Raw genomic sequence first — 19,318 nt, forward strand, 5'->3', positions numbered from 1 at the left:
TTACTTCTGGTCGTCCTCGGGGCGGAACGCCTTGGTGGCGTCCGCGGCCGGGTTCGACGCCTGGCTCTCGCCGAACGGCTGGGCCTGCCCGCTCTGCCCGGACTGCCCGCTCTGGCCGAAGTTCAGCGAGCCGTACTGCTGACCGGGCTGCGCCGAGATGTGCTGAGTGGCGTTCTCGTCGCCGGTCGGCTGCTGCGGGCGCTGCGGCTGCGCACCGTAGGGCGACTGCGCCCCCGGCTGCGCGCCGTACTGCTGGCCGCCGCCGTACTGGCCGGGCTGACTCGGCTGCTGCCCGTAGGAGGGCTGCTGCCCGTACTGCGACTGGCCCTGCTGGCCGTAGGACTGCTGTCCGTACTGACCGTAGGACTGCTGCTGCTGCGCCTGCTGACCCTGCGCCTGCTGACCCTGCGCCTGCTGACCGTAGCCCGGCTGGCCGAACTGGCCGTAGGACTGCTGCCCCTGCTGACCGTACGCCTGCCCCGACTGGCCCTGACCGTAGGACTGCTGGCCCGGCTGGCTGTAGCCGTACCCGCCCGCGGTCGCCGCCTTGGGCGCCGGTGCCGACAGGATGCCGGACTCGAACAGCACCGCGACCACCGCGGCCGCGGTCTGCACCAGGCCCAGGAACAGCACCACCCAGGCGCCCCACGCCAGGCTGATCTCGTCGGGCAGGCTGAACGACTGGAACAGCAGGCCCAGGAAACCGGCGGCGCTGGCCGCGGCGGCCGCACCGACCCAGTTCTGCTTGGGCAGCAGCGACAGGGCCGCGAGCAGACCGCCGAGCAGCAGGAACACCAGCAGCGGCGAGATGCCGACGGCCTTGAAGAAGGTCTCCGACTGCGCCTCGGTCTTGACGCCCATGCCGAGATCCTGGGCCTTCGTCGAGGCGAAGGCGGTGAATCCCAGCAGGAAGTTGATGACGCCCAGCGCCGCGACACCCACGGTCAAGAAGAACGGCAGCCCCTTGGCACTCGCGCCACTCGACTCCGTCGCGCCGGATCCAGCACCGGCACTACTTCCCGTCTGGCCGAAGCTGGGCGCGGAGGAGGGCGTCGGTGCGGGCGCGTTGTACCCGGAGCCCCCGGTCGGGTATGACATGTGGTCGTCTCCTATCGAGTCCTTCATGGTCTACACGGCTGGATGCCCTCACTGACGCTACTGCAATCGAGCCGCCTGGTCACGGGCACCGCATCCCGGCCGATCCTCGCAGATCCCGCCGTGAACCCGCAGCCCGCCCGAATCGTGAGGCAAGCGAGGCGAACGGAGGTATCCGAATGGATCTGAACGAGATGTTCTGCATGGTGGTGCGCACACTCGGCCTGTGCCACCTGCTGCCCGCACCCTGAGCCCCTCCCGTCGTTCCGGCCAAGAGCATGCCGGGACGAGGTGCCGAATATCGAAGGCCGCCTTCCCAAGACGGGGGAGGCGGCCTTCGAGCGTGTCGCCGTGGCTCAGGCGGTGACGCTGGCCTTCTCCAGGATGGCCCGGGCCAGAGCGGCGGTCTCGGACGGCGTCTTGCCGACCTTCACGCCCGCGGCCTCCAGCGCGTCCTTCTTCGCCGCGGCGGTGCCCGACGAACCGGAGACGATGGCGCCCGCGTGGCCCATGGTCTTGCCCTCCGGGGCAGTGAAGCCCGCGACGTAGCCGACGACCGGCTTGGTCACGTTGGCCTTGATGTAGGCCGCGGCCCGCTCCTCGGCGTCGCCGCCGATCTCGCCGATCATGACGATGAGCTTGGTCTCCGGATCCTTCTCGAACGCCTCGATGGCATCGATGTGAGTGGTGCCGATGACCGGGTCACCACCGATGCCGATGGAGGTCGAGAAGCCGAAATCGCGCAGCTCGTACATCATCTGGTAGGTCAGGGTGCCGGACTTGGAGACCAGGCCGATCGGGCCCTTGCCGGTGATGTTGGCCGGGGTGATGCCGACCAGCGCCTCGCCCGGGGTGATGATGCCGGGGCAGTTGGGGCCGATGATCCGGGTCTTGTTGCCCTTCTCCACGTTGTAGGCCCACGCGTAGGCGGTGTCCTGCACCGGGATGCCCTCGGTGATGACCACCAGCAGCGGGATCTCCGCGTCGATGGCCTCGATGATGGCGTCCTTGGCGAACTTCGGCGGCACGAAGGCGATCGAGACGTCGGCCCCGGTCTCCTTGATGGCCTCGGCGACGCCGCCGAACACCGGCAGCTCGACGGCGTTGCCGTCCTTGTCGGTGTGCGAGACGGTGGTGCCGGCCTTGCGGGCGTTGACGCCGCCGACGACCTGGGTACCCGCCTTGAGCATCAGCGCGGTGTGCTTGGTGCCCTCGCCGCCGGTGATGCCCTGGACGATGACCTTGGAGTCCTTGTTCAGGAAGATAGACATTTGACCTGTTTCCTTACTTGGCCGCGCCAGTAGTAGATGCCGCCAGCTCGGCCGCTTTGTCCGCGCCTTCGTCCATTGTCTGCGCCAGCGTCACCAGCGGGTGGTTGGCGTCGGCGAGAATCTTGCGGCCCTCTTCGACGCGGTTGCCGTCGAGCCGGACGACCAGCGGCTTGTTGGCCTCGCCGCCCAGGATCTCCAGGGCCTTCACGATGCCGTTCGCCACGGCGTCACACGCGGTGATGCCGCCGAACACGTTCACGAACACGCTCTTGACCTGCGCGTCGTTCAGGATGACGTCGAGACCGTTGGCCATCACCTCGGCCGAGGCGCCGCCACCGATGTCGAGGAAGTTGGCCGGCTTCACGCCGTTGTGGTTCTCCCCGGCGTAGGCGACCACGTCCAGGGTGGACATGACCAGGCCCGCGCCGTTGCCGATGATGCCGACCTCACCGTCGAGCTTGACGTAGTTGAGGTCGTTCTCCTTGGCCTTGAGCTCCAGCGGATCGGTGGCGTCCCGGTCCGCGAACTCGGCGTGGTCGGCGTGGCGGAAATCGGCGTTCTCGTCCAGGGTGACCTTGCCGTCCAGTGCCAGGATCTCGTTCTCCGGGGTGCGGACGAGCGGGTTCACCTCGACCAGGGTGGCGTCCTCGTTGACGAACACCTCCCACAGCTTCTGGATGGTCACCGCGGCCGCGTCCAGCACGTCGGCGGGCAGATGACCCTGCTCGGCGATGGAACGGGCGAACGCCAGATCCACACCCTTGACCGCGTCGACCGGCACCTTGGCCAGGCGATCCGGCTTGGTGGCGGCGACCTCTTCGATCTCCATGCCGCCCTCGACCGAGCACATGGCCAGGTAGGTGCGGTTGGCGCGGTCGAGCAGGAAGGAGATGTAGTACTCCTCGGCGATGTCCTTCGCCTCGGCGACCAGGATCTTCTTGGTGACGTGGCCCTTGATGTCCAGGCCCAGGATGTTCGAGGCGTGGGTGAAGGCGTCCTCGGGGGTGGCGGCGTACTTCACGCCGCCCGCCTTACCACGGCCACCGACCTTGACCTGCGACTTGATCATCACAGGCTTGCCGATTTCGGTCGCGATCGCACGGGCGTCCTCGGCCGAGTCCGTGACCCGGCCTTCCGACGAAGGCACTCCGTGCTTCACGAAGAGCTCCTTCGCCTGATATTCGAAGAGATCCATGTACTCACCGTCTCGTCTGCGTTGTTGTACAACGACTTTGTTGGCGGCCCGTCGTCGGAGGCGGGTCGGGTCGGACTCTAATCAGTCACATGGACGGGAAATCAGCCGCATACAGCCTAAGTGGCGCAGGTCACGGGACTGCATACCGGGCGGTAAAAGCGCTGGCCAAGGCTACCGGCGAGTAGGTTGGCGGAACCGCGGCAGGTCGAGCCGGACAAGCTCGATCCGGGGGGCCGATTACTACGAATCGTCGTCGAGTACGCTCACCCCAATGCCCACTCGACAGTGAGATATTCCCTGGCGTTATCGTGATCAATCTCACATGTCAGGACAGAAGGACCGCAGCGCTTGCCGAGCTGCAATCGTTTCGTTACCGTCGATGCGGTCGATGTCACAGCACGGTCACGACGTCGGCGGGAACAATACGCCCCGCAGACGACAACCTCGCGTAACCACGGTGAGACTCGGAGACGACACAGGAGGACGGCAGGCTTGTTGCAGCACAGCGCTCCGCAGGTAGAGAGCCGCTCCGCAGGCGACCCGTCCGCCGCATCCCGTAACTCCGAGCCGGGCCGGCGCCGATGACCGCCGAGCCGTATCAGCACGGACATCGCGCCCAGTCCGCCCGGCGTTACCGGCAGGACGGCGACCATCCCTTCGGCGGTGTCGAGTTCGGTTCCTACACCGGCGCGGCAGCCGTCCCCGCCCAACACGGCTGGAGCGCCCCGACCTCAGCCGAATGGAACAACACTCCCGCCGAGAACCCGTGGGACACACCGTCCCACGCCCCCGCGGAGAACCCATGGGGCACCTCGTCGCCCGAGACCCCGGCCTGGGATTCCTGGGGTACGCCGGACGACTCCGCGTCCGACCAGGGCGATTACGACTACGACTACCGCGCCGCCGACGACGAGTCGAGCACGCACAGCGGCTGGTCGCATACCGACCCGGGGCTCGCGGCCATCGCCGACGACGCGCCCGCCCGTCCGCAACGCATCGCTGCCCGGCGCCCCGGCGCGCACCGGATGCCCGCGCCGCCCGCCGCGCTCAAGGGCCGCGCGGCCGTCGTCGCGGTGGCCGCGGGCGCGGTCGTCGCCGCCGGGCAGGCGACCATGCAGTCGACGGGCCAGAGCCCCACCTCGACCACCGACTACCAGGCCGACGGTCAGGTACACGAGATCGCGGCGCAAGCCGTGAGCGTCGCCGACCCGGCCGCCGCCGCCGGGTCACAGCAGCACTCCTCGCAGCTGGTCAGCGTGGCCCCCGTGACCGATATCAGCCAATTCAGCGACATCCTGCAGCACGGTGAGCAGTTCGCGGCCGACCTGGCCGCCCAGGAGGCCGCCAAGCTCAAGCCGCTGTACACGAAGTTCGCCTACGGCAATTACACCTCCAGCTTCGGATTCCGTTGGGGCGCACCGCACGAGGGCGTGGATATCGCCGCCCCCATCGGCACCCCCATCTACGCCGTCGAGGACGGCACCGTCATCGACGCCGGGCCGGCCTCCGGTTTCGGCATGTGGGTGCGCCTGCGCCACGACGACGGCACGGTCACCGTGTACGGCCACGTCGACACCACGACGGTCAGCGTCGGCCAGCGGGTGATGGCGGGCGACCAGATCGCCACCGTCGGTAACCGCGGCTTCTCCACCGGCCCGCACTGCCACTTCGAGGTCCACCCCAACGGCGGCTCCGCCATCGACCCCATCCCCTGGCTGGCCTCCCGCGGAATCTCCCTGGGCCCCGAACGCGACTGAACCCCAACCCCTGTCCCCTTCTCTGGCCTGTCCCCTTCTCTGGGGGGGAACTCAGGGGAAGGGGGCTCGCTACAGCTTGACCAGGGTTCGGCTGTACTGGGGAATGAGGCGGATTTTTCCTGCCGTGCCGAAATCGATGGTGACCGTGGCCAGGGCGCCGAAACCCTCGGCGGCGACGACTCGGCCCAGGCCGTACTTGTCGTCGCTGACGCGGTCGCCGACTGCGAGCACCAGATCCGTGTTGTTGCGTTTGCCGGAGCCGCCGGGTGCCGGGCGGCGGGGGCCGCGGTCGCGCAGGCCCGGGCGCTGGTCCCAACCGTCGCCGCGGGTCCAATCCCGTTCCAGCCCATCGTCGTCGCCGCGACGGCGGAACCCGCGGGTGACCGTGGCAGCGGGCTCGAGGCGCTGCCAGTCGACCAGGTGGCCCGGGATCTCCTGCAGGAAGCGCGATTCCGGGTTCGACACCGGCTGCCCCCAGCCCGATCGCACCACCGCGCGGGTGAGGTACAGCCGGCGACGGGCCCGGGTGATGCCGACGTAGGCGAGGCGGCGCTCCTCGGCCAGCTCGGTCGGGTCGCCGAGGGCCCGCATGTGCGGGAACTGGCCGTCCTCCCAGCCCGTCACGAACACCACCGGAAACTCCAGGCCCTTGGCGGTGTGCAGGGTCATCATCGTCACCACGCCCGAGCCCTCGTCGGGAATCTGGTCGGTGTCGGCGACCAGCGACACTCGTTCGAGGAAGGCCGCCAGCGAGCCCGGCTCCGGCTCACCCTCCGCGGCCTCGAGCACCAGGCCCTCCGCCCGGGCGGCCTCCACGTTGTTGCGCGCCTCGGAGCTGAATTCCCGGGCGACGCTGACCAATTCGTTGAGGTTGTCCAGGCGGGCGCCGTCCTGCGGATCGTCGGAGGCCTCGAGTTCGGCGCGGTAGCCGGTACGTTCCAGCACCGCCTCGACCACATTGCCGACATCGGGGAAGTCCAGATCCTCTTGCGCTCCGGCCGCCCTGATCCCGTCCAGCATGTCCATGAATCCCGCGATGGCCCGCTGCGCCCGTGTATTCAACAGCGCCACTGTGCCGTCGGCGGCGTCGCGCAGGGCGGCGGCGAAACCGATGCCACGCTGCTCGGCGTGCACGACCACGCACGCCTCGGCGCGGTCGCCGATGCCGCGGCGCGGGGTGTTGAGGATGCGGCGCAGACTCACCGCGTCGTCCGGATTCTCCAGCACACGCAGATAGGCGACGATGTCGCGGACCTCTTTGCGCTCGTAGAACCGGACACCGCCGACCACCTTGTAGGGCAGGCCCATCCGGATGAAGATCTCCTCCAGCGCCCGGGAGTTGTTGTTGGTGCGGTAGAAGACCGCCACGTCGCTATAGTTGTAGTCACCCTGGTCGACCAGGCGGTCGATCTCGCGGGCCACGAACGACGCCTCGTCGTGCTCGTTGTCGGCGACATAGCCGACGATCAGGTCGCCGTCGCCGGAGTCTGTCCACAGCTTCTTCTCGCGGCGACCCTCGTTCTTGGAGATCAGCGAGTTGGCGGCGGACAGGATGTGCTGGGTGGAGCGGTAGTTCTGTTCCAGCAGAATGGTTTCCGCGTCCGGGAAATCGCGCTCGAATTCCTCGATGTTGCGGATGGTGGCGCCGCGGAAGGCGTAGATCGACTGGTCGGCGTCACCGACGACGCACAGTTCGCTGGGCGGCACGAAGTCGTCGCGGCGCACCGGGCTGAACTCCGGGTCGGCGGCGGCCGCCCCGGCGTCGGCGTCGTCGACCTCGGCCGCGGCGTGATGGCCGACCAGCTCCCGGATCAGTACGTACTGCGCGTGGTTGGTGTCCTGGTACTCGTCGACCAGCACGTGCCGGAACCGGCGACGGTAGTACTCGGCGACCTGCGGGTGGTGCTGCAGCAGCGCGACCGTCTCGCCGATCAGGTCGTCGAAGTCCAGGGCGTTGGCCGCGCGCAGCCGCCGCTGGTACTCGGTGTAGACCTGCGCGACGATGCCGGGCAGCTCGCTCTCGTCGGATTCCGCGTCGGCCGAGGCGGTTTCGGGGTCGATGAGCTCGTTCTTGAGATTCGAGATGGCGGTGGCCAGCAGGCGCGGCGAGTACTTCTTCGGGTCCAGGTCCTGATCGCGGATGATCATGGCGAGCAGACGGCGCGAATCGTCGGCGTCGTAGATGGAGAAGTTGGAATTGCGGCCCGGCAGCAGCCCGGCCTGGGTGCGCAGGATCCGCACGCAACTGGAGTGGAACGTGGACACCCACATGTTGGTGGCGCGCGGACCGACCAGACCGATCACCCGCTCGCGCATCTCGGCGGCGGCCTTGTTGGTGAAGGTGATGGCCAGGATCTGGCCCGGTGTCACGCCGCGAGCCGCCAGCAGATAGGCGATGCGGCGGGTGAGCACGGCCGTCTTGCCCGAACCCGCGCCCGCCACGATCAGCAGCGGCGAGCCCGAATGCACCACCGCCGCCCGCTGCTGCGGATTCAAGCCCTCGAGCAACCCCGCGGCCCGGTTCCGCTCGTCCCCCTCGGTCCGCTCCGGGCGTTCGGAATCTGCCGGTTCCGAAGCAGAGCGTGTCTTGTCAGCCACCGTCGTCTCCATCGTCCATCCACGCTACCGGCGGGCACCGACAACCTGTAGTCCGGTCGCGTCCCCGGCAGGGACCGCAACGAAGAACTGTTTGGCTCGCCCCGGGGCCCGTGGCAGACTGGCGGCATGACCAGCGCTCTCGCGTCCGCTTCCGCTCGGCTGATCACAACCTGTCGTGGTCACCGACCTCGCACCTGAGCGCGTATTTCGACGGGGGACAATGAAAGGCCCACCGGGTCTGTTTCACGGTGAAAGAACCGATCGGTAACGGGGTGGGGCCGCGCACCGATCGAAGTTCTGACACGAGGAGAGAAAGTATGAGTACCTCTACGACCGAGACCGGGTCCGACTCCGCGCTGCCCAGCAGCGAGGCGGAGATCGATAAGCTCCGCAAGGAGATCGACCGGCTCGACGCCGAGATCCTCGCCGCGGTCAAGCGGCGCACCGAGATTTCGCGGATCATCGGCCGCACCCGGATGGCCAACGGCGGACCGCGCCTGGTCCACTCGCGGGAGATGAAGGTGCTGGAGCGGTTCAGCGAACTCGGCCAGGAAGGCCACACCCTCGCCATGCTGCTGCTGCGCCTCGGCCGCGGCCGCCTCGGCCACTGACCACGCGCGGCGTTCCCGAGCGCCGCTGCCCCAGAGACCGCCCCGGTGTTTTCGCCCGGGGCGGTTTTCTTCTGTCCGGATGCCGCGCTACGGCAGTGCGATGTACTTGGTGGACAGATATTCGTCGATGCCCTCGAAACCGCCCTCACGGCCGAATCCGGACGCCTTGACGCCACCGAAGGGCGCGGCGGGATCGGAGATGACACCGCGGTTGATGCCGACCATGCCGGATTCCAGGCCCTCGGCGATGCGCAGGGCGCGGTCCAGATTCCGGGTGTAGGCGTAGGCGACGAGACCGAATTCGGTGTCGTTGGCGGCGGCCAGACCCTGCTCCTCGGTGTCGAAGCCGACGATCGGCGCAACTGGGCCGAAGACCTCTTCGCGCAATATGCGAGCCGACTCGGGCACATCGGACAGGATCGTCGCCGGGAAGTAGTAACCCGGACCGCCGGGAGCCTTGCCGCCGATGGCGACCTGCGCGCCCTTGGCGACCGCGTCGTCCACCAGTTCGGTGACGGTGTCGAGCTGGTCCTGGTTGATCAGCGGGCCCAGCGTGGTGGCCGGGTCGCTGCCGGGGCCGAGTTTCACCTCGCCCATCGCGGCGACGAATTTCTCGGTGAATTCCGCGCGCACCGCGTTGTGCACGTGGAAACGGTTGGCGGCGGTGCACGCCTCGCCGCCGTTGCGCAGCTTGGCGAGCATGGCGCCCTGCACCGCGGCGTCCACGTCGGCGTCGTCGAAGACCACGAACGGGGCGTTGCCGCCCAGCTCCATCGACGTGCGCAGCAGGCCGTGCGCGGACTTCTCCACCAGCTTGCGGCCGACCTCCGTGGAACCGGTGAACGTCAGCTTGCGCAGGCGCGAATCGGTGAGCAGGGGCTCGGTGACAGCCCCGGACCGGCTGCTGGTGATCACCGACAGCACGCCCTCGGGCAGGCCCGCCTCGGCACACAACCGCGCCAGCAGCAGCATGGTGAGCGGGGTGGCCGAGGCCGGTTTGACGATCATGGTGCAACCGGCCGCGAGGGCCGGGCCGATCTTGCGCGTTCCCATGGCGAGCGGGAAGTTCCAAGGCGTGATCGCCAGGCAGGGACCGACCGGCTGCTTGTGCACCACGATGCGGCCGGTGCCGGTGGGCGCGGTCTGGTAGCGGCCGTGGACGCGCGCGGCCTCCTCGCTGAACCAGCGGAAGAATTCGGCGCCGTAGCGCACCTCGTTGCGGCTCTCCGGCAGTGCCTTGCCCATTTCCAGGGTCATCAACAGCGCCAGGTCCTCGGTGCGTTCGACGAGGCGCTCGTAGACCGCGCGCAGGATCTCCGCGCGGTCGCGGGCCGTGGTGGCGGCCCATTCGCCCTGTGCCGCGACCGCGGCGTCGAGGGCGCGGACCGCGTCCGCCGGAGCGGCGTCGGCCACGTGGGCCAGCGGCTCGCCCGTCGCCGGATTCTCGACCGGGAACGTCGCGCCGCCGGTGGCGTCCACCGGCCCGCCGATCCACAGTTGCGTAGGGACTGAATCGAGGAGTTCGCGTTCGGACACCATGCCCCAAGCCTACGAGCCACCGACATCACTCGCCGGAACCAGCGCGGTACGCATCGGGTGGGTAATGTCGAAAGCTGTGAGCAGCGACATCACCGCGACGGCGGCCTGGCGGAAACTGCGCGATCATCATTCGGCCATTGCCGACCGGCACCTGCGCGAGTTCTTCGCCGAAGATCCGGAGCGCGGGCGGGACCTCACCATCGAGGTCGCCGACCTGCACATCGACTACAGCAAGCACCGCGTCACCCGCGAAACCCTCGATCTGCTGGTCGAATTGGCCGAGGCGGCGGGGGTGGCCCGGCGGCGCGACGCGATGTTCGCAGGCGAGCACATCAACACCTCGGAGGACCGCGCGGTCGGGCACGTCGCGCTGCGGCTCCCGGCCGGTGTGCCGATGACCATCGACGGCGCGGACGCCGGGGCCGAAGTGCACGAGGTGCTGCGCCGGATGGGCGAGTTCACCGACGCGCTGCGCTCGGGGCAGTGGCGCGGCGCGACCGGCGAGCGCATCCGCACGGTGGTGAACATCGGCATCGGCGGTTCGGATCTGGGCCCGGTGATGGTCCATCAGGCGCTGCGGCACTATGCCGACGCGGGCATCTCGGCGCGGTTCGTCTCCAACATCGATCCGGCGGACCTGACCGCGAAGCTCGCCGGCCTCGACCCGGCGACCACGCTGTTCATCGTTGCGTCCAAGACGTTTTCGACGTTGGAGACGCTGACCAACGCGACGGCCGCGCGCCGGTGGCTGGTCGCCGCGCTGGGCGAGGACGCGGTCGCCAAGCATTTCGTGGCGGTGTCCACCAACGCCGAGCGGGTGTCGGCGTTCGGCATCGACACCGCCAATATGTTCGGCTTCTGGGACTGGGTCGGCGGGCGCTATTCGGTGGATTCGGCGATCGGTCTGTCGGTGATGGCGACCGTCGGCAGGGAACGGTTCGCCGAGTTCCTGGCCGGGATGCACAGCGTGGACGAGCACTTCCGGACCGCTCCCCTGGCCGCCAACGCGCCGGTGCTGCTGGGCCTGCTCGGGGTGTGGTACTCGAACTTCTTCGGCGCGGAATCGCGTGCGGTGCTGCCGTATTCGAACGATCTCGCCCGCTTCCCGGCCTATCTGCAACAGCTGACGATGGAGTCCAACGGCAAGTCGGTGCGTGCCGACGGGACTCCGGTCACCACGTCGACCGGCGAGATCTTCTGGGGCGAGCCCGGCACCAACGGGCAGCACGCCTTCTATCAGTTGCTGCATCAGGGCACGCGGCTGATCCCGGCGGATTTCATCGGCTTCGCCCGGCCCACCGACGATCTGCCGACCCGCGACGGCACCGGCAGCATGCACGACATCCTGATGAGCAACCTGTTCGCCCAGACCAAGGTGCTCGCGTTCGGCAAGACCGCGGCCGAGATCGCCGCCGCGGGCACCGACCCGAAGCTGGTGCCGCACAAGGTGATGCCGGGCAACCGGCCCACCACCGCGATCCTCGCCGAGCGGCTCACCCCGGCGGTGGTGGGGCAGCTGATCGCGCTCTACGAGCATCAGGTGTTCGTCGAGGGCACGATCTGGGGCATCGACAGTTTCGATCAGTGGGGCGTGGAACTGGGCAAGCAGCAGGCCCTCGAACTGGAACCGCTGCTGACCGCCCCGGAGGAGCCGGCGCCGCAATCGGATTCGTCGACCGATGCCCTGATCCGGTGGTACCGCGCGCGCCGGTGAGACGGGTACCGCCGGTCAGCGTGGGAGCAGGTCCGCGAGTGCCTCGTCCAGGGTCGGATAGTCGAAACGAAAACCGGTGTGCGGCAGCACTTCCGACGTGGCGTGCCGTCCGGTCCAGCCGAGCGCGGGGTCGGAGCGGAGGACGATCGCGCCCAGGCGTAGGAGCGGAATCGGCGTCAGCGGTGCGGGCGGCGCAGACGACGACGCAGGACGGTCATCAGGTCGCGGTTGCGGACCGGGAAATCCGCTGCGGCGACGAGAATTCCGTTCGGCAGCGTCACCTCCGGGTCGAGGCCGAGCGCGGCGCGAACCAGACGCAGCCAGTCGTCGACGTGAATCCAGCTGAACCACTGGTCGCCCCGGCCGATGCGGCCACCCGGCCCCATCCTCGTCAGCCCGGCCAGGCGCAGCAGCGCGGGCGCGGCCGGGTCCAGCACGATGGAGGTGCGCAGGATGGTCCATCGTTCGGCCGCCGCGCCCGCGAAGGCCCGCTCCCACGGGTCGGCGACGCCGGTCATCTGCGGCAGGCCGATCGGCAGCGGAGTTGTTTCCGTGCAACGCATCTCACCGGCATCGGACCAGATGGCCGTGGTGGAGCCCCGGATCCAGTAGTCGACCTGGACGCTAAACCCGGGCACCGCGCGCCGGAAGCGTGTGCTTGCTCATAGCAGTAGCGCCCTCAGACGAAGGCGCGCTCGATGATGGCTCCGGTGTCGGCGCCGACCGGCAGCGTCCCGAACGCGATGCCCCAGTCGCCGCCGAATCTGGTGGCGCAGAAGGCATCCGCGACCGCGGCGTGGCCGTGGCGGACCAGCTGCGCCCCTTGCAGCACCAGCGCCATCAACTCGACCACCCGGCGGGCGCGGTATTCGATGTCGGTCAGGTCGGTGAGTTCCTTGCCGATGCGGTCGATCGCGTCGTCCAGATGGCGGTTGCCGCCTCGCGCCAGGGAGACCTCGTTGAAATAGGCCTCCACCGTTTCGGGCTGGCGGCCCATCGCACGCAGCGCGTCCAGCGCCGCGACATTCCCCGAGCCCTCCCAGATCGACATCAGCGGCGCCTCCCGATACAACCGCGGCATCCCGGATTCCTCGACATATCCGTTGCCGCCCAGGCATTCCAGCGCCTCGGCGGCGTGCGCGGGCGCACGCTTGCAGACCCAGTACTTGGTGACCGCCAGCGCGATGCGGCGCAGCGCCGCCTCGGCCGGATCGGCGGCGGCGCGGTCGGTGGCGCCGGCCAGCCGCATCATCACCGTGGTCGCCGCGTCGGACTCGATCACCAGATCCGCGAGCACATTGCGCATCGCGGGCTGGTCGATGAGCTTGGCGCCGAAGGCATCCCGATGCCGCGCGTGATGCACCGCGTGCACCACCCCCACCCGCATGCCGGTGGCCGAACCGATCACGCAGTCCAGCCGGGTCATGTTCACCATCTCGATGATGGTCTTCACCCCGGCGCCCTCCGCGCCGACCAGCCAGCCCACCGCGTTCTCGTACTCGATCTCGGAGGAGGCGTTGGACTTGTTGCCGAGTTTGTCCTTGAGCCGTTGCAGCCGAAGCGGATTGCGGCTGCCGTCGGGCAGCACCCGGGGCAGCAGGAAACACGACAGCCCGCCGGGCGCCTGGGCGAGGGTGAGGAACATGTCCGACATCGGCGCGGAGGTGAACCACTTGTGCCCGACGATGCGGTAGGTGCCGTCGGGCTGGGGCGTGGCCGTCGTGGTGTTGGCCCGCACGTCGGAGCCGCCCTGTTTCTCCGTCATCGACATGCCCGCGATCAGACCGGACTTGGCCGACGGCTCGCGCAGCCCGAAATCGTATGTGCGCGAACCCAATAGCGGCTCGAACCGGGCGGAGAGCTCGCGATTGTGCCGTAGCGCGGGGACGACCGCGTAGGTCATCGAGATCGGGCACATGTGACCGGCGTCGGCCATGCCCCAGGTGTAGAACTTGGCCGCGCGGGCGGTGTGCGCGCCGGGCCGGTCGTCGAGCCAGGGGCTGCCGTGCAGGCCGTGGGCGACGGCCACCCGCATCAGCTCGTGCCAGTACGGGTGGAACTCCACCTCGTCGACGCGGTGGCCGTAGCGGTCGTGGGTGTGCAGCACCGGCGGGTTGCCGTCGGCCAGCCGCCCCCACTCCTGGGCCTCGGAACCGCCCGCGAGCGCGCCCAATTCGCGCACCTCGGCCTCGGCCCAGCCCGCACCCTCCCGATGCAGCCCCTCGAGCAGGGCGGGGTTGCGGGAGAAGTCGAACGGGACGAGGTCGGGGACCTGGTTGAACACTTCGTGGGTGAGCATGCTGGACTCCTATTCGTGCAGGCCCAGGGCCCGCAGGGCGAAGGTGACGAGTTCGGGCAGCACCGATTCGCTGTGCAGGCCGTCGGCGAGCGGGCCGACCAGCACCTCACCGATGGCGCCGACCAGCGCGGCCGCGCTGACCCGCGGGTCCTGGGGTGGCAGTTGGCCGTTGGCGACGCCCTCGGCGACGGCGGATTCGAAGGTCTCGGCGAAGGCGCGGCGGAACCGCAGGCGCTCGGTGTCGACGGCCGCGTCGACCGGTTCGGCCAGCAGCACGTAGGCCAGCTTCGGGTTCTTCAGCGCGCGGCCCGCGAAGGTCTCCACCGCGGCCGTCACCCGCTCCACGGACGTGCCCCCGGCGCCGGCCGCGGCCACCGCCGCCACCTCGCGGGTGACGACATCGCGGAAGACGGCCGTCACCAGCTCCGTCTTCCCGCTGAAGTTCTTGTAGACGGTGCCGGTGGCCACGCCCGCCTCGGCCGCGACCGCCGCCATGGACAGGCCGCCGAACCCGCGCTCGGACAGCACCCGTGCGGCGGCGTGCACGATCGCACCCGCCTGCGCGTCGAGGCGGGCCTGCACGGCCGGGGTTCTGCGGTAGGCCATGCAAGAAGTGAATCACGGATTCATTTCTTCACGCAAGGGGGTATGGTCGGGCCGAGAACAGCACGCCGCGCCGGTCGCGGCGGTCGCCGACAGCGAGGAGCGGACATGGCCGCAGACATCTTCGAGACAACGACACCACCCAGCGGCACAGCGGTTCGATTCCGGACCACGACACCACCCGGCGGCACGGCAGTTCAGTTCCGGACCACGACACCGCTCAGCCGCACGGCAATTCAGTTCCGGACGACGACACCGCTCCGCGGCACAGCGGTCCAGTTCCGGACGACGACACCGCTCCGCGGCACAGCGGTCCAGTTCCGGACCACGACACCACCCGGCGGCACAGCGGCCCAGCTCCGGACCACGACACCACCCAGCGGCGCGGCGGTTCGGTCATGAGCGTCCGGATCGAACGCACCGGCCCGGTGTGCACGGTGATCCTGGATCGTCCGGAAGCCCGCAACGCGGTCGACGGACCCACCGCGCAGGCGTTGGCCGACGCCTTCCGGGAATTCGATGCCGACCCGCAGGCCGCGGTGGCGGTGCTGTGGGGTGCGGGCGGCACCTTCTGCGCGGGCGCGGATCTGAAATCCCTCGGCACCGAACGCTCCAACCGGGCCGCCGCGGACGGCGACGGTCCGATGGGGCCGTCCCGGATGCGGCTGTCCAAGCCGGTGATCGCGGCGGTGTCCGGGTATGCCGTGGCCGGCGGGCTGGAGCTGGCACTGTGGGCGGATCTGCGAGTCGCCGAGCAGGACAGCACCTTCGGCGTGTTCTGCCGGCGCTGGGGTGTGCCGCTCATCGACGGGGGCACGGTGCGGCTGCCCCGGCTGATCGGCGCCGGGCGGGCCATGGACATGATTCTCACCGGCCGCGCGGTCGGCGCCGCCGAGGCCCTGCAGATCGGGCTGGTGAACCGCGTCGTGCCGCCGGGCGAATCCCGCACGGCCGCCGAACAACTCGCCGCCGAACTGGCCGCGCTGCCGCAGACGTGCCTGCGCTCGGACCGGATGTCCGCGCTGGAGCAGTGGGGTCTGGACGAGGAGGCCGCGCTCGGCAACGAGTTCCGCCACGGCCTGACGGCGCTGTCGGACGCGGAGGGCGCGCTGGCGGGCGCCCAGCGCTTCGCGGCCGGCGCGGGTCGGCACGGGGCGTAGTCGGTGCGGGGCGGCCGCCGGTGACGAATCGACTCGGTGTCCTCGACGAGATCTTCCTGCGCACGCACCGCGGCCTCGGCACGCCGATCGTGCTGCAGGGGTTGTGGCGCACCGCGGATCGAGTGAGTCCAGCCACGCTGGAGCAGGTGCACGCGGCGTTGCGCGTCGGCCCGCTGGGGCGGCGGGTGGTGCGTTCGCGGGTGCCGGGTGCGCGTCCGTACTGGCGTGCCAACGACTCGGCGCATCCGCTGCGCAGCACCGACCGCCCGCTCCCCGTCGCGGAGCTGCTGGATTGGGCCGACCTGCAAGGCTCGGAGCTGGACCCGGAATTCGGCCCCGGCTGGCGGCTGGCGGCGACGCGGCTGGACGACGGCGGTTCGGTGGTGTCCCTGACCTGCTCCCACGCACTGGCCGACGGCCGCGGCCTGACGATCGCGGTCGACCGGGCGCTCGCGGGAGCCACGGGCGCGGAAAGCGCTGTGGCAGGATCGGATTGGGCCGATGCACGGCGGCAGTGGTCTCTCGTGCTGGGGGGTACGGTGCGCGCGCTACGGCGGGGCGTGCCGAGCCGCCCGGAGGCGACCGCCGTCCGTGTGGCCGGCGCGGGGCGGCACACGACCTGCGGTGCGGTGTTGGAGGTTTCGGCGGCGGACTGGGAGCTCGTGAGCACCGCGCACGGTGGCACCGCGAACAGTCTGTTCGTGTATCTCGTCGCGAGAATGCTGTGGGAGGCAGGGTTTCCCGAGCCCACGATCAGCACCAGTGTTCCGGTCGACACCCGCGCGGAGCCACGGGTGGACAACGATATAGCGATGACCGAGGTCACCGTGACGCGCGCCGATACACCCGCCACCCTGCGCGAGAAGTGCCGCGCCGCATACGAACACCGCATGTCCGCGCCGAGCGGGATGCCCGAGGAACTGCTGCAGGTATTACCGGAGCGGGTGGCCTACCGCTTGTCCCGGGGCGCGGGCGAGCGCGATGCGCTGTGCTCCAACATCGGCGTGCTACCGGCGTCGTTGACCCACCTCGGTCCGCACCGCTGCACCGGCGTCGCGGCCCGCGCCATCCATCCTGGCCTGCTGCGGACCCACCTGCCACGCACCCGCCTGTCGGCGTACCTCTCCCGCACCGCGCAGACCTACACCCTCGCGCTGGTCTCGCTGGATCCGGACCACATCGCGACCCCCGCGGCACTCGAGGCGCTCGCGACCGCCACCCTCGGCTCCCTCGACCTGGCGAACACCTGTTGGTGACGCGGTGATACGCCGCCGCCCGAAGGGCGGCGCTACGTTCTGACTTGCACGGGTGTCGAGGCGGGCGATATCCGGTCTCGCACATGGTCAGGAGTCTCGACGCCGGAGGCGAGATCGACTGAGGGAACCGGGTTTTCGAACACCTGGCGAACGGGCAGCACACCCGCCCAGACGTCGGAGGCGAGATCGTCGGGATCATCGCCGGGCCCGCCGGCCCGGGTCTTCACCGATGCCTCGGTGAGGTCGAGCGCGAGGACCATGGTGGCGGCCAGTTCCTTCTTGGTGGGCGGGCGGACGTATTCCCAGGAGCCGGGCGCGGCGTGCTCGACCACGGTGCGCAGGCCGTGCAGGCGCTGCTCGGGATCGGTGAGTTCGACGGCCCGCCCGTGGACCACCGCCGACCGGTAGTTCATCGAGAAATGCATGGCCGAGCGGGCGTAGACGATGCCGTCGAGGTGCGTGACCGCCACCGACACGGGCTCGGCGAGTGCGGCGCGCAGATTCCCGGCGCCGGTGGAACCGTGCAGGTAGAGCGTGTCGCCGTCGCGGCCGTAGGTGGTGGGCAGCACCACCGGCGCGCCGTGCAGCAGCACTCCGAGGTGGCAGATCAGACCGGCGTCTAGCACCGCGTCGAGCGCGCCGCGATCGGTGGCGGCGCGATCCCGGTAGCGCGTGAGCGTGCTGCGCGCGGTCGGGGAGAGCGGGGTCCGGGCGGCACGTGACTCGGTCATGTCACCAGCATGTTCTCTACAATGGCCGCACTGAACGGCCAATTCCACGGAAGAATGAAAGACCACTTCATGAGCGCTGCGGAGGAGTTGATCCTCACCGTCGACCGTGGCTCCGCCCGGCCGATGGCCGTTCAGGTCGCCGACGGCCTGCGGGCGGCGGCGGCCGACGGGCGGTTGCGCGGCGGGGATCGGCTGCCGTCCTCGCGCGCGCTCGCGTCCCGGCTCGGAGTGAGCCGCACCGTGGTGACCGCGGCCTACGACCAGCTGCACGCCGAGGGCTGGCTGACCGGACGGCACGGGTCCGGCACGTTCCTCACCGCCGCTCCTGTTCCGGCGCCGAAATCCGGTGATCCGGTTCTCGAGGACGAAACACCCTCTCCGCGTTACGATCTGGCTCCCGGCGCGCCGTGCGTGGAGGCGATAGACCGCGCCGCGTGGCGACGGGCCTGGCGTGCGGCCTCCGACCGTATCCCGTTGTCGCGCAAGGACAGACGGGGCGATCCGGACTATCGGGTCGTGGTGTCGGAGCATCTGCTGCGGCACCGCGGCCTGGCGGCCGGTAGCGGCACCGCGGTACTGGCGACGGCCGGGACCAGCGCCGCCGTCGCCGAACTCGCCGCCACGCTGCTGCGCCCGGGCGATGCGGTGGCGATGGAGGATCCCGGCTATCAGCGGGCGGTCGGCGCGTTCCGCGCCGCGGGCGTGCGAGTGGTGCCGGTGCCGGTGGATGCCCACGGGCTGCGGGCCGATCTGATCCCGTCCCACGTGCGGGCGGTGTATTGCACTCCCGCCCATCAGTTTCCGCTCGGCGCCCGCATGCCCGCGGGGCGGCGCGTGGAGCTGATCGAATTCGCCCGGCGCACCGGAGCTTTCGTGATCGAGGACGACTACGACGGCGAGTTGCGTTACGACACGGCCCCGCTGCCGCTGTTGGCCACACTGGCCCCCGACGTGGTGGTGCATCTGGGCACCACATCCAAGATTCTCAGTCCGGCATTGGGCGTGGGCTGGCTCGTGGCGTCACCAACTGTCGCCGAAGCCGTCGTAGCGCGGCGGAACATCACCGGCACCGGCCCGGCGCCGATCGGCCAGCAGGTGCTGGTCGAGTTGGCGCGGCACGGCGACCTGGCTCGCCACCTTCGGCGGTTGCGCCGCGAGATGCCGCCCCGGCGGGCGGTGGTCGTCGAGCGGTTGCGCGCTCACGGTCTGGATGTGATCGGCGACGACGCGGGTTCCCATGTGCTGGTGCCACTCCCCTCCGCCGCCGCGGCGGAACGGGCGGCCGCGGCGGCCGGGCAACGCGGCGTCTTCCTCGACCGCTTGGCCCGGCACCACCTCGGCGAGCAGCGAATTTTCGGTGTGCCACTGGGTTATTCGGCAGTGCTGCGGGCGGATCTGCGGGCCGCGCTGGAGGTGGCCGCGGAATGCCTGGCGACCGGATAGGGCCGCTTCTCGATCCGGCATGCGTACGAGAGCGCCCACCACGCCC

The 19,318-nt window shown here is 69.8% G+C and carries 16 protein-coding genes; 6 read left to right on the forward strand and 10 right to left on the reverse strand.

Going from position 1 to position 19,318, the window contains the following annotated elements:
- From NWFMUON74_RS31335 to sucC, 3 genes are all read right to left on the reverse strand, one after another.
- Entirely contained in the window at positions 1-1,098 is a 1,098-nt protein-coding gene (locus NWFMUON74_RS31335) for a DUF5336 domain-containing protein (RefSeq protein ID WP_187685314.1), read from the reverse strand.
- 353 nt (positions 1,099-1,451) lie between these two features.
- Entirely contained in the window at positions 1,452-2,366 is a 915-nt protein-coding gene (sucD, locus tag NWFMUON74_RS31340; protein WP_187685315.1) for a succinate--CoA ligase subunit alpha, read from the reverse strand.
- A gap of 13 nt (positions 2,367-2,379) precedes the next feature.
- Complete coding sequence (gene sucC, locus NWFMUON74_RS31345) at positions 2,380-3,561, reverse strand: ADP-forming succinate--CoA ligase subunit beta (protein WP_187685316.1); 1,182 nt, start codon at positions 3,559-3,561, stop codon at positions 2,380-2,382.
- A 581-nt stretch (positions 3,562-4,142) separates the two neighbouring features.
- Between sucC and NWFMUON74_RS31350 the strand changes: the two genes are divergently transcribed.
- Positions 4,143-5,318 carry a peptidoglycan DD-metalloendopeptidase family protein gene (locus NWFMUON74_RS31350; RefSeq protein ID WP_187685317.1) on the forward strand — a complete coding sequence of 392 codons (1,176 nt, stop codon included), beginning with the start codon at positions 4,143-4,145 and terminating at the stop codon, positions 5,316-5,318.
- A gap of 69 nt (positions 5,319-5,387) precedes the next feature.
- Here NWFMUON74_RS31350 and pcrA read toward each other — a convergent pair whose 3' ends face one another.
- Positions 5,388-7,928: a DNA helicase PcrA gene (gene pcrA / locus NWFMUON74_RS31355; protein WP_187685318.1), complete on the reverse strand. Its 2,541-nt coding sequence runs from the start codon at positions 7,926-7,928 to the stop codon at positions 5,388-5,390.
- A gap of 305 nt (positions 7,929-8,233) precedes the next feature.
- Here pcrA and NWFMUON74_RS31360 point away from each other — a divergent pair, with 305 nt between their 5' ends.
- Positions 8,234-8,527, forward strand: a complete 294-nt coding sequence (locus tag NWFMUON74_RS31360; protein ID WP_187685319.1) for a chorismate mutase — start codon at positions 8,234-8,236, stop codon at positions 8,525-8,527.
- Positions 8,528-8,614: 87 nt separating this feature from the next.
- On the opposite strand, the gene NWFMUON74_RS31365 is transcribed toward NWFMUON74_RS31360, so the two are convergent.
- Positions 8,615-10,066 (reverse strand): NAD-dependent succinate-semialdehyde dehydrogenase, encoded by a 1,452-nt coding sequence (locus NWFMUON74_RS31365; protein ID WP_187685320.1) that lies wholly within the window; start codon positions 10,064-10,066, stop codon positions 8,615-8,617.
- 76 nt (positions 10,067-10,142) lie between these two features.
- Between NWFMUON74_RS31365 and pgi the strand changes: the two genes are divergently transcribed.
- Positions 10,143-11,780 (forward strand): glucose-6-phosphate isomerase, encoded by a 1,638-nt coding sequence (gene pgi, locus NWFMUON74_RS31370; protein WP_187685321.1) that lies wholly within the window; start codon positions 10,143-10,145, stop codon positions 11,778-11,780.
- Positions 11,781-11,795: 15 nt separating this feature from the next.
- Here the strand turns inward: pgi and NWFMUON74_RS36440 are convergent, their stop codons facing one another.
- The 4 genes from NWFMUON74_RS36440 to NWFMUON74_RS31385 all read right to left on the reverse strand — a co-directional run bounded on the left by NWFMUON74_RS36440 (position 11,796) and on the right by NWFMUON74_RS31385 (position 14,685).
- Positions 11,796-11,870 (reverse strand): DUF1731 domain-containing protein, encoded by a 75-nt coding sequence (locus tag NWFMUON74_RS36440; RefSeq protein WP_232111251.1) that lies wholly within the window; start codon positions 11,868-11,870, stop codon positions 11,796-11,798.
- An 86-nt stretch (positions 11,871-11,956) separates the two neighbouring features.
- Positions 11,957-12,418 (reverse strand): Rossmann-fold NAD(P)-binding domain-containing protein, encoded by a 462-nt coding sequence (locus NWFMUON74_RS31375; protein ID WP_232111286.1) that lies wholly within the window; start codon positions 12,416-12,418, stop codon positions 11,957-11,959.
- Positions 12,419-12,459: 41 nt separating this feature from the next.
- Positions 12,460-14,079, reverse strand: a complete 1,620-nt coding sequence (locus NWFMUON74_RS31380) for an acyl-CoA dehydrogenase family protein (protein WP_187685322.1) — start codon at positions 14,077-14,079, stop codon at positions 12,460-12,462.
- Positions 14,080-14,088: 9 nt separating this feature from the next.
- Complete coding sequence (locus tag NWFMUON74_RS31385; RefSeq protein ID WP_187685323.1) at positions 14,089-14,685, reverse strand: TetR/AcrR family transcriptional regulator; 597 nt, start codon at positions 14,683-14,685, stop codon at positions 14,089-14,091.
- 395 nt (positions 14,686-15,080) lie between these two features.
- Here NWFMUON74_RS31385 and NWFMUON74_RS31390 point away from each other — a divergent pair, with 395 nt between their 5' ends.
- Both NWFMUON74_RS31390 and NWFMUON74_RS31395 read left to right on the forward strand, forming a co-directional pair.
- Positions 15,081-15,842 carry a crotonase/enoyl-CoA hydratase family protein gene (locus NWFMUON74_RS31390; protein ID WP_187685324.1) on the forward strand — a complete coding sequence of 254 codons (762 nt, stop codon included), beginning with the start codon at positions 15,081-15,083 and terminating at the stop codon, positions 15,840-15,842.
- A gap of 20 nt (positions 15,843-15,862) precedes the next feature.
- Positions 15,863-17,098 carry a hypothetical protein gene (locus NWFMUON74_RS31395; RefSeq protein WP_187685325.1) on the forward strand — a complete coding sequence of 412 codons (1,236 nt, stop codon included), beginning with the start codon at positions 15,863-15,865 and terminating at the stop codon, positions 17,096-17,098.
- A gap of 32 nt (positions 17,099-17,130) precedes the next feature.
- Here the strand turns inward: NWFMUON74_RS31395 and NWFMUON74_RS31400 are convergent, their stop codons facing one another.
- A complete protein-coding gene (locus NWFMUON74_RS31400; RefSeq protein WP_187685326.1) occupies positions 17,131-17,829 on the reverse strand; it encodes a pyridoxamine 5'-phosphate oxidase family protein in 699 nt (232 codons plus the stop codon).
- 69 nt (positions 17,830-17,898) lie between these two features.
- On the opposite strand from NWFMUON74_RS31400, the gene pdxR reads away from it, so the two are divergent.
- A complete protein-coding gene (gene pdxR / locus NWFMUON74_RS31405; protein ID WP_187685327.1) occupies positions 17,899-19,272 on the forward strand; it encodes a MocR-like pyridoxine biosynthesis transcription factor PdxR in 1,374 nt (457 codons plus the stop codon).
- Positions 19,273-19,318: the final 46 nt, after the last annotated feature.

It is taken from the genome of Nocardia wallacei (assembly GCF_014466955.1).
GTDB lineage: Bacteria > Actinomycetota > Actinomycetes > Mycobacteriales > Mycobacteriaceae > Nocardia > Nocardia wallacei.

What these genes read in the sequence shown, in the direction of transcription:
- NWFMUON74_RS31385 (WP_187685323.1), bottom strand. Translation starts at nt 14,685, where the DNA reads ATGGCCTACCGCAGAACCCCGGCCGTGCAGGCCCGCCTCGACGCGCAG.
- NWFMUON74_RS31360 (WP_187685319.1), top strand. Translation starts at nt 8,234, where the DNA reads ATGAGTACCTCTACGACCGAGACCGGGTCCGACTCCGCGCTGCCCAGC.
- sucC (WP_187685316.1), bottom strand. Translation starts at nt 3,561, where the DNA reads ATGGATCTCTTCGAATATCAGGCGAAGGAGCTCTTCGTGAAGCACGGA.
- NWFMUON74_RS31390 (WP_187685324.1), top strand. Translation starts at nt 15,081, where the DNA reads ATGAGCGTCCGGATCGAACGCACCGGCCCGGTGTGCACGGTGATCCTG.
- sucD (WP_187685315.1), bottom strand. Translation starts at nt 2,366, where the DNA reads ATGTCTATCTTCCTGAACAAGGACTCCAAGGTCATCGTCCAGGGCATC.
- NWFMUON74_RS31400 (WP_187685326.1), bottom strand. Translation starts at nt 17,829, where the DNA reads ATGACCGAGTCACGTGCCGCCCGGACCCCGCTCTCCCCGACCGCGCGC.
- NWFMUON74_RS31335 (WP_187685314.1), bottom strand. Translation starts at nt 1,098, where the DNA reads ATGTCATACCCGACCGGGGGCTCCGGGTACAACGCGCCCGCACCGACG.
- NWFMUON74_RS31380 (WP_187685322.1), bottom strand. Translation starts at nt 14,079, where the DNA reads ATGCTCACCCACGAAGTGTTCAACCAGGTCCCCGACCTCGTCCCGTTC.
- NWFMUON74_RS31365 (WP_187685320.1), bottom strand. Translation starts at nt 10,066, where the DNA reads ATGGTGTCCGAACGCGAACTCCTCGATTCAGTCCCTACGCAACTGTGG.
- NWFMUON74_RS31350 (WP_187685317.1), top strand. Translation starts at nt 4,143, where the DNA reads ATGACCGCCGAGCCGTATCAGCACGGACATCGCGCCCAGTCCGCCCGG.
- pcrA (WP_187685318.1), bottom strand. Translation starts at nt 7,928, where the DNA reads ATGGAGACGACGGTGGCTGACAAGACACGCTCTGCTTCGGAACCGGCA.
- pdxR (WP_187685327.1), top strand. Translation starts at nt 17,899, where the DNA reads ATGAGCGCTGCGGAGGAGTTGATCCTCACCGTCGACCGTGGCTCCGCC.